The sequence below is a fragment of the Sulfidibacter corallicola genome (genome assembly GCF_017498545.1).
In the GTDB taxonomy this organism is placed as follows: Bacteria; Acidobacteriota; Holophagae; order Acanthopleuribacterales; family Acanthopleuribacteraceae; genus Sulfidibacter; species Sulfidibacter corallicola.
Map to the genome: position 1 here is coordinate 2787795 of NZ_CP071793.1, position 16166 is coordinate 2803960.

At 59.9% G+C, this 16166-nt stretch carries 9 protein-coding genes; 1 reads left to right on the top strand and 8 read right to left on the bottom strand.

Annotated elements, in window-relative coordinates:
* Positions 1–186: 186 nt before the first annotated feature.
* Positions 187–600, top strand: coding sequence for a hypothetical protein (locus J3U87_RS07990; protein ID WP_237382513.1), 414 nt, complete (start codon positions 187–189; stop codon positions 598–600).
* A 154-nt stretch (positions 601–754) separates the two neighbouring features.
* Here J3U87_RS07990 and J3U87_RS07995 read toward each other — a convergent pair whose 3' ends face one another.
* From J3U87_RS07995 to J3U87_RS08030, 8 genes are all read right to left on the bottom strand, one after another.
* Positions 755–3625: a TonB-dependent receptor gene (locus tag J3U87_RS07995; protein WP_237382514.1), complete on the bottom strand. Its 2871-nt coding sequence runs from the start codon at positions 3623–3625 to the stop codon at positions 755–757.
* Positions 3626–4532: 907 nt separating this feature from the next.
* Complete coding sequence (locus J3U87_RS08000) at positions 4533–5756, bottom strand: ATP-grasp domain-containing protein (RefSeq protein ID WP_237382515.1); 1224 nt, start codon at positions 5754–5756, stop codon at positions 4533–4535.
* 157 nt (positions 5757–5913) lie between these two features.
* Positions 5914–7704, bottom strand: coding sequence for an alkaline phosphatase family protein (locus J3U87_RS08005; RefSeq protein ID WP_237382516.1), 1791 nt, complete (start codon positions 7702–7704; stop codon positions 5914–5916).
* Positions 7705–8676: 972 nt separating this feature from the next.
* Positions 8677–10227 carry a S8 family peptidase gene (locus tag J3U87_RS08010; RefSeq protein ID WP_237382517.1) on the bottom strand — a complete coding sequence of 517 codons (1551 nt, stop codon included), beginning with the start codon at positions 10225–10227 and terminating at the stop codon, positions 8677–8679.
* A gap of 434 nt (positions 10228–10661) precedes the next feature.
* Positions 10662–12725, bottom strand: a complete 2064-nt coding sequence (locus J3U87_RS08015; protein WP_237382518.1) for a serine/threonine-protein kinase — start codon at positions 12723–12725, stop codon at positions 10662–10664.
* A 64-nt stretch (positions 12726–12789) separates the two neighbouring features.
* Complete coding sequence (locus J3U87_RS08020; RefSeq protein WP_237382519.1) at positions 12790–13653, bottom strand: hypothetical protein; 864 nt, start codon at positions 13651–13653, stop codon at positions 12790–12792.
* A 437-nt stretch (positions 13654–14090) separates the two neighbouring features.
* Entirely contained in the window at positions 14091–15680 is a 1590-nt protein-coding gene (locus J3U87_RS08025) for a sensor histidine kinase (RefSeq protein ID WP_237382520.1), read from the bottom strand.
* A gap of 41 nt (positions 15681–15721) precedes the next feature.
* Positions 15722–16093 carry a hypothetical protein gene (locus J3U87_RS08030; RefSeq protein WP_237382521.1) on the bottom strand — a complete coding sequence of 124 codons (372 nt, stop codon included), beginning with the start codon at positions 16091–16093 and terminating at the stop codon, positions 15722–15724.
* Between the last annotated feature and the right edge of the window lie 73 nt (positions 16094–16166).

Consider the following 16166-nt stretch of genomic DNA (forward strand, 5'->3'; position numbering starts at 1 on the left):
ATGCCCTGCCTCCCGAACCGTTCGATACGGCTTTGCGCGTTCGGCGCGCCCGAGATCGATCGAGGCCGGGTTTGGACGGCATCCGTTTCGGCGGTGATTCGAACCCGCTGCTTGCTTCGCGAGCGAGCGATACGGCTCGTTTCCGGAGGCACACATTGGCTCAAATAAAAACACCAGAGGTCCGCATTGAAAAAAGTATTTTTTGCATGCTTGTTCGCACTGACGTCCTTGGGTTTCGCCCAGGAAGGGCTGAACCAGACATCCCCGCTCGGAATCGCCCAAGGGTGCCGCGATTTCCCCGATTGCCTTTCCCCCGATAAGCGCGCCAACGACAACACCGCCTTTGCGTTTCAGCAGGACGGCATCGACTACTTGCTTCTGCCTGTTGATTACAAAGGAGATATCGCCATCCAAGTGATTACGCGCGAAGGCGCGCTGTGGCGCGTGGAAGGTTTGATGATTCCCGACTTCGTCGAAGAACTCGCCACCAAAAAAGGCGATTTTTCCAAATTCCGCATTTTTGTTTCCGGCACGGAGATCGAGTTCTTTCAATGTGATACCTATCCTATTTGCCTGGTATGGCTCAGCCCCAACGAATAGGTGATCGCCGGGATCTGAATCCAAGGAATAAGTGAGGCGCCGCCTCCTGCGCGGGGTAGCCCAAAAAAGGCGCAGGCCGAAGCCTGCGCCGTTCACGACCGCCCTTTTGAAGGGGTAACGCCCGAATCGGGATCGCCGAATCGAACGCGGGCGATCAGAAGCTGTACACCAGGTTGAACCGCGCCACACGCGGGCCCAGGATTTCACCGCCATCCAGGTATCGCGAAGATCCGCGGTCCAAGGAGGCGTAACTGATGATGGCGTCCTCGTCGAGGAGGTTGAACAGGTCCAACTTGGCTTCGAACTGGTGGGACCCGAACAGGCTGAACTTCTTGCCGGCACTGAGATCCACCAGGAAGTAGCTGGGCAGGGTTTCGTTCTCGATACCGTGGATCAACACCTCGGAAGTGCCGATCCCGTTGGAGGTTTTCTCGTAGCTCGTGACGTAGTTGCCCGAGTTGTAGCGAATCTTGGCACCCAGTTCCACCTCCCACCAGGGCAGCGTGTAGGAACCGTAGAGGTTCCCCTGCCACTCGGGCTGATAGGCGCCGGCCACGCGGTCACCGCGATCGCCGAAGATGTGGAACGGTTGGTTGGGATCGTCCAATTCGTCGAGGTCGTACGACACGCTGTTGTCGCCCCACGCAAGTGAGCCGCTGATCAGGTAGTTCGCACCGCGTTTGGCGAAGCTGACGTCGAGACCCACGAACTCGGTCTCGTAGCTGTCGAGATTGGTTTGCACGAAATCGGACGGCGTGCTGGGGTCGAGGAACCGGTAGAAGGGATGGCTGTTGCCGTTGCTGTCGGTCCAAGTGGTCAGCTCGTAGCGGTCCAGGCCGACGCGACCGCGATCGAGGGTGACCGCGACGTTGCTGTTGCGGCGATAGATCAAATTGGCTCCCACCACGAAACCTTCATCGATCTGGTGGGAGACGTTGAAGATCGCCTCGTCGGTGATCGGCGCGGAATAGTCCTCGTCGATCGGGGTGCCGGTGCTGACGCCGCTGCTCCAGAGGATCGTGCTGAAGTCGATTTCGCCCCAATCGGAGCCGTCACCGAGGAATTGGCCGTCCCCGTTGCGGTCGGTCCAGGCGTAGTCCTCCTCGAAGTCGGCCAGCGCCGAGGCCATCTCGAATTCGTTGGTGTTCAGGGTCCAGGCATACTGGTTCAGGCCGAGCTTGAAGACGGTTCGGCCGTCGCCGTGCAGATCGTAGGTCAGGTTGATGCGTGGCAACAGATCGTTCCATTCGGCGGCGTCGTCCAGGCGGCCGACATTGACGTCGCCGAAGCGATCGGCAAAGCCTGGCGCCACGTCCTCGGGCACGTTCTGCCAGGTACCGGCCAAGGAGCCGTCCTGAATGTGGCCGCGCTGCATCTGGTAGCGCAGGCCGAGATTGATGGTCCATTTGCCGTAGGTGATCTCGTCGGTGAGGTACAGGGCGCTGTTCTCGATTTCGGAAGTCATGTCGATGCCGCGGTAGAACCAGACCTCACCGGAGGCGACGCCGTCGGTGTAGCGCTGAATTTCCACGCGGGCGTTGCCCGCGAACTGGTTGCGGGTCAGGTTTTCGGAGGCCAATCGCTCGAATCCGAAGGTGATGTCGTGACTGGAAGCGCCCAGGGTCGCGAAATGATTGATTTTGGACATGATCGTGCGGTTTTCGCGGTTGTAGGTCGGGTAGTAGGTCGCGGAAGTGGCGCGCACGTTCACGCGGTCCACCACCACCGGGAAGCGGGTCAACACATCGTCGGGCGCCTGTGCATGGGGCGCCAGCGAAAAGGGATAGGTCTGCTGGCCGTACTTGATCGAGAAGACGGTACCGCTGCCGAAGACCCAGTCGTCGTGAATGAACCAGGCGTCTCCCGGACCCTTCTGGGCCCAGGCGGTGCCGGGCTCGAGGAAGTAGTTGGTGCCGGGAGACGTGGGCAGGCGGTTGCTCTTGCTCTTCTCGTTTTCGTTGTAGCCCACACGTAAGGTGTTGTTGGGCGTGATGGCCCACTTGATGTTGGCGTTGATCTGCTCGAGTTCGGTGACGTCCAGGGTTTCCTTGGCCGTGTCGCGGGTATTGATCGCGTAGAGCGACACGTCGTTCTTGTGGTAGGCCGCGAAGAACCAGAGGCGGTCCTTGATGATGGGCCCACTCAGGTTGAGATTCAGGTCCTCGTTGGAATCCTGGGGAGAGGAAAGGCGGTGCTGGGTGCCGTTGCTCTCGTAGGTCACGTGGTTGTCGCTCTGAAGCGAGTCGGCGCTGTAGCCGTAACTCATGCGGCCCTCGAACTGGTTGGACCCGGTCTTGGTGACCATGGATACGTTGACTCCGGGCGCCCCTACCGAGGCGTCGTGAGAGCCGGTGGAAATGCTGAACTCCTCGAAGGTGTCGAAGTCGTAGTATTGGCCCGAGGCGCCTGAAGCGCTGGTATCGGTGAGGTTGATGCCGTCCACGTAGTAGGCGTTCTGATACGGCGAGGTGCCATGGGCGGAGAAGCGGGCCTGAGTTCCCTGCTTGTTTCCGCCGACGTTGGCCAGGCTGAGCGACACGCCCGGAGTCAGTTCGATCACGCTCCAGGGGTCTTTGGTGGTGGGCATCTTTTCGACCTCCACCGCACTGAAGGCGGCCCCGGTTTGGGCATCGCTGGTGTCGATCAAGGGTTTCTCGGTGGAAACGGTCAAGATCAGCTCCATATCCGCGAGCGCCATCTTGATGTCCAGGTCGGTGGTTTTGCCCAGGTTGATGGGCACGTCGGTGTGTTTGAGCGTTTGGAAGCCGGTCATCACAAAGGTGACGGTGGCCGGACCGAGTGACAGGTTCCGCACGCTGTAGGTTCCGTTCTCGTTGGTGACGGCATTGCGTTCACTGATGATGTACTTGCCGGTCACGAGGACTTTGACATTGGCCAAGGGTGCGCCATCCATATCGGTCACGGTTCCGGAAAGATGCCCGTATTCTTGTTGGGCCCAGAGTCCGTTCACGAGGAAGAAAGCGCAACACACAAATCCCAAAAACGGGTGACGATTTTTCTTCATACTCACAAGTCTCCTAGTTCTAAATCATTGAATTGAATCTTCAATGCCTTGCTCGAAACCAGGGGCTTTCGAAGGGAGAGCAGCGCCCACCTGAGGTTCCGGCAAACCACAGCCACAAAAAAGGGCGCACCGCGAGCGCCGACGAGTGGACACACTTCGACCGGGGCCCTCGCGGGGCCTTTTTTCCTGAGCTTGTGTGGCAAGCCCGCTTCATACCGGGATCAAACCAACGATATCTTACCTATTGAGCCGTGATATTCCGACAAAAAATACCGGATTCACGAAATTTATCGAACTCGAGTTACTTTCATCATGTTTCATTGAGCGTGTTTTCAGATTGTTTCAAAAACACCAAAGCACGCCGCAGGCCTCACTCGTCGTTTCCGGGACATTTGACAAGCCGGTTTACGACACGAAACGGGCGTCCCCCGGCACACCATTCGCCGGTGGTTCACCAGATCTGGCCACGAGCCATCGCGAACGGCATCGATTCGCTGCCGCTTACGCGCACGATTGTACTTGGGTGCTTTCGAACGGGGATTGGTGCGGAATCGCGCTCCTTTCACTCACCATCCAAATGGGAACCGAGGGTTCCCGCCCGTTTCCACTACTGAAACGTCGAACGCCGCCCAAAATGGCGTTCGGGAGCGGGCCCATCCCGTCGCAACGAACAGGGGCCCTGCCCAACCGAAACCGTTTCTCACCCAACGAGAAATCACCGGCCCCGGTGTTCTGGCAGCCGTCGCAAACCATTTGAACGAAAGGATTCAACTGTCTGCGGTCGGTGCCACTTTGCACAGTGATACGAGCGATCGCCGAACTCCCCCCAAAAATAATTCGACTTATCGATGATAGAGCGCAACCTTCCCTGCACGGGTTCGTAGCCCCGTTTCGGTTTTCGGGAGGGTTAACCGGTTCCAGCGCGCAGGCGAACGTGATTTGCAACGAAGTCCGCCATTTCCAACGTTTTGTCGAGATCGGGGTGACGCAGAATGACAAAACCGTCCGACAGTAGGGTCTGCTTCCAATCGCGTCGTTTGGCACCGGGGCGCAACAATTCTTCGCGAAGAATATGGGGCCGATACCGTTTGGCCAATTCGTTGAGGCCCTCGATGGATTGGATCTTGCCTTGGCCCTGTGCCCGCTTGAACACCACGGCCACGTTGTATTTGCGACCGATGTTCTGGCTGATACGCCCCTTGGTGACGGCTTCGGCGTAGGCGTTGTAGACATCGAAGTCGCAGGTGTAGTTCATCAGTTCACCTGAATCACCACCGGGTGGGCGCCCGGCGATTTCGCCGAACACCACTTCGCCGCTGGGCGTGTGGAACCACTCCATGTGGGTGAACCCGGTTTGAAAACCGAGCGCCGTAATGACGGACTGGCTCATGCGCAAGGCGGCGTGGAAATGAGGTTGATCCAAATCGCGCAGGGAAATGGTCATGGGGCTGATCTGTTCCTGCGACCTGGCCGTCAACATGTCGGGCCGATAGAGTTCGACGTTGTAGAACAGGATCTTGCCGTTCACGGTAATGGTGTCGAAGGTGTATTCGGTGCCGGTCACGAATTCTTCGACGACGACCTCGCGAATATGGCGCAGCCGCGGCAGAATCCGTTGGAATTCATCAGGGTGATCGACGCGGTAGGTGTCGGCCGAGCCCGCCCCGGATACGGGTTTGATGATCGCGGGATAGCCGGTGTATTCCAGCGCCTGCCGGATTTGGGCGGAGGTCGTCGCGGCCGCGTGGCGCGGGTTGCGGATGCCGGCTTCGTCCAAACGACGGCGCATCAGATCCTTGTTCCGAAACAAGCGGGTGGTCTCGGGATCCAACCCCGGGATGCGAAACGCCTGGCGCACCTGGGCGGCCAAATCCATGGCCACCTCCCAGAAGCACTCCACCCGATCGAGCTTGACGGGGATGGACCAGTTCCGAAGTTGCTGAATCAGCGCCCCGGCATCCCACAGCTTCTGGACGTGGAGATAACCGGAAAGGCCTTCCTTCGCGGTCGCGGGCAAGGCATGGGGCGGTTGATCGCCGACCCCGTAAACGCGCGCACCCATGCGCGCCAAGCCACGCACGAACAAGGGGATTTCGGCCGGGAAGCCGGGTTGAATCACGAGAATGTTCATGGTTGCATGCCCTCCGAAATACGACGACACCACCCAACGCACCGGGCCGCGGAGGCACGGTGGCGGAGCTTGAAAGAAATTGGGAGAAGTCCGTCCACCTTAGCATTCCGCGCTCGTGCACGCCACCCCACAGGGGCGGGATCAGGCTGGCGAACCCTCAGCGCGCCGACTCCATGCGCTCGAATTCGAGTTGCAGGCGATCGCCGTTGCCTTCGCGGAAGGATTGCATCATGCAGCGGGAATCCTCCAAATCGAGATCGGGAAAGGCGATCATTTCCCCATCGCTGTTCTCCAAAGTCAGGTCACCCGATTTCTCGAAGGTCAAATGGCGCCCGACACCATCCCATATCCGAATGAAGGCCCGCTTCCTGCGGCTCTTCCCCAGCTCGGCAATCAGCCGATCCAGCAACACGGCCGACGGCATCTCGTAACAGTTGCCCTCGGCGTCGGCGACCCGGATGTAGGCTTCGCCGGATTTGTGGAACATGGAGCAAATGTGGCGCAGGTACTTGCGCAGCGCCTCACGAGAGGGGAAATCGGGAACCGTCGATCCGCACATGGGACCCCACCAGCGCATTTCGTTCAGGGACGGATCGGCGCCGCGCGCCTCTTCCACCAGACAGGTTTCCACCTCGCGCGCCAGCCAGACGAGATCGCGATGGAAATCGTCCATGCTCGCCAGGTCGACCGGTTCCTGGTTGGCATTGCCGGCGAGCAGGGTGAACGCCGGCCGGACGCCCGAGGGTTCGTCGGCTTCGAAAGCCAGAGGGTGGGCCAAATCGGGAAAATCGGAGCGCGGCTGCTCGAGGCTGAGGTTGTGGAGGAAGCTGCGCGAAGCGGCATCGCGCCGCGTCAAAGGGCCGAGTTCGGGCGCGAAGAGATCGCGGGCGGTCCGCACGATCGAGGCGTGGTCGTACCGGGTGTGATCCACGGTACCGCGCGGAATCCAGGGTGAAACCAGAACCGCGGGAACCCGGGGACCCAACAAATCGAATTTGAAATGGGCGTTGTACTTGTCGTCGGGCGGAACCGTGGTGGGTGGCGGTTCGTGATCGTAGAAGCCACCGTGCTGGGCATAGGTGATCACGAACAGCGTTTTCTCCCATATCTGGCGCTCGGAAATGAGAGCCCGGTAAATATCCTTGATGAGCTGCTCGCCCGCCTCGAAGTTGAGGCTGGTGCGGGTGTTGGACGCGGTGTGCTGGCTGTTTGAAGAACGCGAAGGCGGCCACAGGTTGCCGTAGTTGGGCTCGATGAAGGTGTAGTTCGCCAGGTTGTTGCGCTCGACGTCCACGTACAGGCGGTCGATGTGCTTGAAATTCTTGCGGTTCTCGCGGCGCCGCCACAACCGTGGGAAGGTCCAGGAATGGGCCGGCCCCTCGTGGTAGATCGTCCAGCTCTTCTCCGCCTCGGAGAGTTGCTCGAAAATGGTGCGGTTCTTATAGGGGCGCAGCACGGAGCCGACCTCGCCGTCGGAAGTCGCGGCATGGACGAAGTTGCGGTTTGGCCAGGAGCCTCCTGGCACGGAGCAGAACCATTGATCGCACACGGCGAAATCCCGAGCCAGGCCGGCCAGTACGGGTACCTTGGCCGGCTGGAAACAGCGCATCGCCCGCTCTCCCTGACGTGGCCGTCCGCCCTGCTGCAAGGCCGACAACTCGTAGGAGAAGGCGAATCCGCTGTTGTTGACGCGGTAGGGAGGTCGATAGGGCCCCGGTGCACCCGTCATCTGGAACATGACGCCTTCGTGGGAAGCATCGGGGGCGAAGGGCACGGTGTAATCCGCTCGATTGGAAACCTTGGCCGGGGGCAGGCCGGGATACCAAGCATTGGTTTCGTTCCCGGAAAGGCCCTTGAAACTGGAATCGGGATGGCCGAGATAGCCAAGCATATGATCGAAAGAACGGCTCTCGAGCATGAGAACCACAAGATGCTCAATGTGCGGCATGTACAACTCCCCTAAAAAAGTTCCACCGACGTTGTCGAACCGATAAGGTTAAAAAAGGTCACAAATAGAAACAGCGCGAAAAGAAAACCTCCAGAGAGAAATCGAAAAGACTCATTTTACACCAAAGCGGGCGAATGTCGTCCGAGTCTGGACATTTCATCTCGATTCTCGTGAAGCACTTGGATTCGCGGTAGTTCGGAGTGATGAACACGATTCGAAATGGCTTGAATCGGGATGGGTGAGATTCTATTTTTACCACCGAGATCGCGGAGGCCTCGGAGAAAGGGTCGGGGTTTCGCCGACTCCGGAATCTGGGATGAGAGGCCCGCGTTCCTGACCATTCGGCTCCCCTTGCCGGTTCAAACAAGAAGTTTGTCCACGAATCACACGGATTGACACGAATTCAGAGAGGGGAACCCTCACCCTCATCAAACCCAAACGGAAAGGGAAGAAACCAGCAAAAGCCTTCAGATACGCCTGCCGTCCACCCTTCGAGCCCTCTGTGAGCTCTTATGTAACAAACTCTGTAAAGCTCGAAGATAAAGATAAAAACCTAAAAAGGCGGATGTGCAGGGAGTTCGTCGAAAAATGTCGGCCCGGCGGGCCAACTTACTGCAACGACGCCCCTCTCACAAATGCGGGAACTCCCAAACGATTCGCTTCGATTAGTTACCCACCTGAAACCCGGGCCCCCGGCCTGGGCGGCGACTCCGTGGTAAAAAAAGACTTACACATGATCAACCCTGTACCCGAGAAGATTTGGCCTCCCTGGAAACCAGATCTCGATGTGTGGAGGAAACACCGGTCCTCCATGGTTGAAAAAGCCGCACCGCCGGCACGCGCGAGGCATCCGATTTGGAGAAACCGAGTCAAGCCGCCGACGGTGCGGTGAAAAGCCCGAGATCGGCGGACCCCGGGCAAGGGGTTCACACGGAACCCATACACGAAGCGATGAACCGAGACCGCTCAGCCTCAGAAACAGATGTTGATGGGTTGGGCGACGCGGTCGCCGGCCCGAAACGGACCACACGCGAAGGCATGACAGGCCCGAACCCGAAAATACCGTGAGCGCGAAACCATGAGGGTTCGATAGGTGGCGGGACCGGAATAGAAGAGTTCGGACACGGCGAAGTCGGCGGAGTCGGAAACGTAGAGTTCGTAATGGGTGGCACCGGTCACGGCCGGCCAGCGAAGGTAGAAGTGGCCGTAGCACCACATGGGCAGCACCTGGAGGTAACCGGGTTGCCCAGGCGGATCCGGGGGCGCTTCCACCTCATGGGCGTGGGCGAGGCGATTGGGTGCACCGCCCAGGTGACCGGTGATCAGGCCAGGGGTGCTGGAAACCAACAGGGTTTCCCGAACCTGGTCGACGCGCCACTCGGGAAATCGGCCCCAAAGCATGGCCGCGAGACCCGCCACGTGGGGTGCGGCCATGGAGGTACCATTCAAGATGCGGCTGGCCGAATCGCTGTGGAACCACGCCGACGGGATGTCGACTCCCGGGGCGAACAGGTCCACACAGGAGCCCAGGCTGGAAAAGCCGGCGACGCGGTCGCTGCGATCGACGGCGGCCACGGTCAGGGCGCCCTGGGCCCTCGCGGGGGTGTGCCGGCACGAATCGGCACCGTGGTCGTTGCCCGCGGAGGCCACCACCAGAAAACCGGCCTCCGCGACGCGGTTCACCGCGGCATCCACCGAGACGCCGCCATTCCCTCCCAGGCTCAGGTTCACCACAGCGGGGGGTTCGGCGTGTTGAAGCAGCCACTCCAGGCCGTCGATCAGGCCGCTCCACGCACCCGTTCCGCTGCAATCCAACACGCGGATGGCGTAGATCCGGGCTTGCCGAGCGACCCCGAATCGGGCTCCGGCGATGGTGCCCGCCACATGGGTTCCGTGGCCATTGCAATCCACACCACCGTGACGGGGATCGAACACGTCGTGGACGGCACGGGCACGACCCTCGAATTCACGGTGCCCGGCGCGAATGCCGGAATCCAGCACGTACACCGGAAAATCGCGCCCGAAGGACGGCGGTAGGTAGCGCCCGTCCAGGGGCAGCCGGCGCTGATCCAAGCGATCCAGGCCCCACGAGAGCGTTTGGTTCGATGGCTCGCCAGGATTCGTGCCCACATCGACCTCGACGCGAATGACGGCGTCGGGTTCGACCCAGGCCACCTCCGAGCGCCTGGCGAGTTGCGCGATCAGCTTGGGCCCCACCCCTTCGACCAACACCGCGTTCAACGCCGATCGCCACCGTTTCCGCAGATGAAAACCGTTCGCTTCGGCGAGCGCCTCGATCGCGATCGAGGGCGACACATCGTCCTTGAAAACAACGATGTAGGCGTCCTTGCGAAGCTCCCCTTCGACGGCGATCAACTCGCCGGCCCGAGCCGAACCCCCACGGAAACCCGCCGCCAACACCAGCAGCGTCACCAGCCAAATAGTGTGCGAGGCGCCCGCTCCGAGGGGCGCCAGGACACCCGCGAACCTGTCCAGATCGCTTGAAAAAACCCGAGTGTTCATGATGTTCCTCCCAATGGATCGGAGGAACACGGCCATGTTCCAAATCAAACCGGTTTTGCGGCTTCGAAGAAGCGCTTGCCGTCAATCTAGCGAGTTTCAGGTCGAATGAACATGTCCCGACACGACAAAGATTTGTCCCCACACGACAGCGAAGTGCAACTGCACGCGACAACGACATCCCAGGCAATCGCTCCCCGATACCCGATACCGGATCGCGTGCCCATCCGGCCAGGCTCGGTCACGGGCTCCAGGTCGCTTCTGGATGGCCACCTCGGGCATCCCCCAAAACCACGGCCGGTCGCGGCGCCGTTCCGAAAAAACCTGTCGCCGACATTCGACCCGTCTCAGGCTACCGCACGCGGACACCTGACAGCGTGCCCATCCAGCCCCATGCCCGGTCACGGGCCCGAGATCGCTCCTGGATGGGCATCCCACTAGGCTGTTGCCAGCCTCAATGCCTTGCGGAAGGCGGTCAGATCCGGGAAACGCGACTCGGGCTTCTTCGCCAGCGCTTTGCGTATCATGATTTCCAGCTCCGCCGAAATGTCCGGGTTCAGGGCACTCGGCGACGGCGGTGGTTCCGTCATGTGCTTGCTCATGACTTCCATCATGTTCTTTCCGCCAAAGGGCCGTTGGCCGGTGAACATCTCGAAGGCCATGACACCGATCGAATAGATGTCCGACTGAACCGACATATGGCCTTGGTACTGTTCCGGCGACATGTAGGCCGGCGTCCCGGTGATCCGGCTGTCCTCGTCGCCCTTGGCGATACGCGAAATCCCGAAATCCATCACCTTGACCTCACCGCGGCTGGTGTTGATCATGATGTTCTCGGGTTTGATGTCGCCGTGGATCACGCCTTCCCCGTGGGCCGCCCGCAAACCGTCGATCACCTGCGCCAGAATGCGAATGCCGATACCGAGAGGAAGCCGCTTGACCTTCTTGAGCAAACTCTTGAGCGTCTCGCCGGTGACAAACTCCATGCTGATGTACTGAACGCCATCGATATCGCCCAGGTCGTAAATGCGAATGACGTTGCGGTGGGTCACCTTGCGGGCGAGCTTGGTCTCCTTGATCATCATCTGCTGCTCGGAGGGACTGTCGACCAACAACATCTTGAAGGCGGCCACCTCGTCCAAGGTTCGGTCGCGGACCTTGTAGACGACGCCCATGCCGCCGCGCCCCAGCTCGCTCATGATCTCGTAGCGTTTGTTGAGCGGGAAGCCGGAAGGCAGGTTCTGGCCACGGGCCACCGCTTCACGCACCGCCATCTGGACCATGCTGGGACTCTGGGTCGGCAGTTCGTTCTGCGGAAGAAGCATCGTGCGGTCGGGATCATCCTCCAATTGGGTCATGGCGGACTGTTGCTGGGCGGCCTGTTCGAGGAAATGAATCAGCTCCTGCTGTTCGCGCAATTCGCGCACCATGGCCTTGAAGGCCCTCGCCATGACGCCGATTTCGTCCCTGGCCGCGCGGTCCTCCACCTTGTTCTCGTCGTATTCACCCTCGCGCACGGCCTCGATATTGGCCACCAACCGATTGACGGGCAGGGTCACGCCACGGGCCACGGCCAGACTGATGGGCGTGAAGACCAGCAGGGCGAAAAAACTGATCAATACCATACCGGCCTGGATGGTTTGAAACGGGGCCAGCTCGGCCTCCATCGATTTGAGAATGGCGATGCGGCCCAGCGAGGCACCGTCCACCGCCAGAATCTCGACCGCGGTGGCCATGTAGGGACTGCCTTTGACACTGGTTTCGAAGGGGCGCCCCGGTTCGGCGCTCCCCATTTGGGTCGCCAGGGCATCGCCCATCACGGCGGCTCCCATCTGGTGGCTGAAGTAACTGGCCGCCAGCGTCAACGACTTGTCGGGCCGACGCGCCAGAAAGGCGATGTCGCAGTTGGCGATGCCGCCGATGCGCTCGGCCGTCTCGTCGGTGATTTCGTAGCCGACGACCACGAATCCGGCGACAAAACCGTCCGGTGTGGTCAACGGCGCCAACACCACGTCGTACAGGCGACCGCTGGACTGGAGACGATCGATGACCAGCGGTTCCTGACCGTCTTCCGCACGCAACTCCAACTCGGTAATCAACGATTCGAAGGAAGCGGACATATTTTTGGCGATGGTGTCGGAGGTGTCGACGATGGTTTCACCCGCCACGTCGAGCACGATCATGAACTCGGCCCCGGAAAAACGCTGCACTTCCTGGAACTGGTCCTGGATCGACTCGGTGGATCCACTCTCGATCGATTCCACCATGTAGGCCAAGAAGGCGGAGTTCCCGGTGACATAGGCGTTGATGGCCGCCAATTTGTCGGCAATGCTGGCCTGGTAGTTCATGAACATGCGCTCCGTGAGCGCCAGGCGGTCTTCGATTTCCGCGCGGGCGATACCTTGGGTGCGCAACTTGAAGAAAAAGAGAATGCCGGCGACCAACACCATCATCAAAATCAAAATGGCCGCCAGAATTTTGTGTGAAAAAGAGATCCTCATGCGGATAGCCTCGAAACCAATCGGCTGGGGGATATGAACGATTCGGCCGCAGGGAGGCGGCGCGTCAATAACGATCGGATTTGCGTTTGCGGTAAGGTTTCCCATCCTTGTTCAGGTGGGGCTTGATGCGAAAGCTGCGAACGGACATCTTGAGTTCCAGATCGGGCGTCTCGCCGGCACGAATCACCACCTTGCGACGAACCATTCCGGCCAAATGGTGTACCGCGGCCACGGTGTACTCGCCCTCGGGCAGCGGCGGCAATTCGAAACGGCCGCGCGAATCGGCATAGGTGTACCAGGGGTTGTCGATCACGTAGAGCAGGGCGCTCATGCTGTGATGGACGTTGCAATAGATCCGCACCAACCCCTCGTGGGTGAACACGTGGGTGGCCCCTTCCCCGCGACTGTAACGGCCGGCATCGAACCGATTCTCGCCGGAGACGCTGAACACGTTGTGGATGATGGGATCGCGGTTGGGAAAACGAACCGTCGCACCGCGCGGAACGACCATCAAACGGGGGTTGAACTGTTTCTTCTTGGTCACCACGACGTAGGGTTTGTCGAGAGACTCGGGAGAAATGTCGCTTTGTCGACCTACGATGAACACGGCAACCCGCTGATCCTCATCGGCAAGATCGATTTTACGCCGGCCCACGAATCGCACGGTCCCTTTGATCGGAATCGCCACGGAAGCTTCGGATTGCTCGGTGGCCATGTCCGCCGAACCGGTCGGGTCCTTCGCCGGCTCGGTCGCGGTGGAGGGTCGTGCCGCACCATCGGTAGACGCCTCGGAAGGGTTCGCCGGGGCATCGGGCTTGGTCGCATCGGACAGTGGCGCCGCAGAAGATACCTGTCCAACGGCCTTCGGCTCGGGGTGCTCGGCGTCGGAATCGGACGCGGCCGAGAGCGGGCACCATGCTACCAACAAAACCAACACCGCGAGCAAGATACGCAAAGGCGGCCATGAGGGGAAAACACCCGGGACGGTCGTCACCGCCAATCGTCGCCTGCGCGCGGGCCCGAATGCGGGTGCCGCGGCATGCGTTGGGATCGAGGTCGATCGCGAAACAGGGATCACCACCTACCCTCCTAAGGACCGCTAACGCATGCGCAAAACCTTCCTGAGATAAACGACGAACGTCCCCTCCGCATTCCGCGCAACGTGGGTTTGGTGATTTGCGAATACCTTACCATGAAAAGACAACCCCGGGAATGCGATAAACCGCTTTGACCACGGGACTTCACACCAGGCCGAACGAGTCGGAAGTACGGCTCCGTTCAAGGTCTTTGAGCACACCGGTTACAGCCCCCGTCGGGCCATGGCGAACAGGCCCCTTCCCCATCCAGGCGAAGAGATCCGGAGCCTCAAACCCGTTTGGGAATCGGCGGAAACACGAGGGTGAAACTGCTGCCCTTGCCCAGTCCGGCACTGGTCACGCGGATTTCCCCGCGCATCTCCTCCATGGCGTTGGCACAATAGTGCAACCCGTAACCGTGCCCGTCTTCCTTGGTCGTGAACCCGTGAGTGAACATCTTTTCCAGGTCCTTGGGCTCGATGCCGATGCCGGCATCCGTCACGATCAGCAGGATCTTGCCTTCGTCGTTTTCTTCCAGATCCAAACGCAGCAGGCGCTGCTCGGGCAGGATGTTGCGCATCGCCTCCACCCCGTTTTTGATGAGATTGACCAGGATGTGGATCAATTTGGCCTTGGAAGCGCGGATCGGTTTGCCCGTTCGGTAGTGTTTCTCGATCTGCACCTGATTGCGATCCAGGTAGTCGCGCTGAATCCCGATCGCCTCGTCCACCACCTGCATCAGGGCCTGGGTATCCGAGGAACCCACCTTTGAGATCGTTTGCTGGGTCTCGATGATGTCCCGCATCAGGTTCGACTTCTCGGTGATTTTCTGAATCTCCCGCAAGACGATCTCGCGCTCGCGCTCCAACTGCTCGCCGACCCGCAGCAGAAACTGCGGCAGAATGGTGCCCTTGGTATCCTCGGTGAAAAATTCGGCCAGGCGGTGCAGGTTCTTCTCGAGCAGATGGTTGGCACGGGTCAATTGAGTCAGCTTGGACTTGCGCAATCGCTGGTCCATCAACGAGCAGGAAACCGCCACACTGTTCAGAATATTGCCGATGTTGTGCAGCACCGAAGTCGCCACCTCCGCCGTTCCGGCGGCCCGCTCCATCTCGCGCCGGCGCTCGTCGAGACGCACGCGCTCGTAGAAGATGGCCAGCATGGTCGCCACCATCTCCAGGAGGGGTAGATTCGATTGGGAAAACCGGTCGGGCACGTCGCTGACCAACTGCAGGACACCCAACATTTCACCGCCGAGGTACATGGGCGCGGCCATCAGCGATCGAATCGAAAACTTCAGTTCCCGACTGACTCCGGCACGATAGCGGCGATCCTTCTCGACATCCTCGATACACAGCGGTCGCCGGTGCTCGACGACCCAATTCGTGATCCCCACACCGGCCGGTATCTCCAACTGCGAAAGACGGCTGGTGATGACCGGATCACGGGTGTAGTTGGCCACGAACCGCAGGGCACTGCGATCCTGGTTGTAGCTCAGGACACTCACCCCGTAGGCGTCGAACTGGTCGGCCGCATGACGCAACAACTCGCCCACCATCGGCTCCGGGCGATCCTTGTCGCTCAGGGCCGCCTCGAAATGACGCACCAATCCGTGAATATCCGGCTCTCGAATGGGATCGAAGCCGGCCGATATCTCGCAGAAACGGCGAACATCCTCGGCTTTGCTGCGCGCCGGAAGGTGGCTGTAACCCGCGCGCCGATTGGGACCCAACACGAGAAAGCGCGGCCGGAGTTCAGGCGCCAGGTCGGGTTCCGGATACTTTTTCGCGACAATAAAGTGGTGCGGCGACTGCGCCAAAAACGCACGCGCTTTACTTCCCGTTTCGAACGATGAGTAATTCTTGATCATCAGTTCCATGGAAAGAGCACACCTCAAGCGCGTGGGAAGTTGAATGTTGATCAGGACATGCAAACCCGGGGTTCATACGTAGGACCGGTGCCGATTATGTGTGGGTGGGTGTGTGAATTTTTCTCTAATTTATAATGACCGAGAATAAAAGGAAAAACATTTTTGTAACGAATCGCCATCCAAGCCAAAAAAATAAACGAAAATTTCTTTCCGAGACGCACAATGATGGGATAAACCAACGAGGCACCGGGACCCCCCTCCCACCTGGCGATCACGGAATCGGCCCACTTCCAACCCGTTCGGTGGATCGGTCCATTCCCATTGAATCCAGTTACCGGCGTCGGTGCCGGCAGCGGATCGCGAAGGGCGGCATCCCATCGGCGAAAATCCGCAACTGCGGCGAGCCCGACAATCGGGCCCACGGCTCGATCTCCTTCTCGTAATATATGGCAAAGCTCGCCTGATGTGTCTCGAATGCCCACCTGGAACGTCATG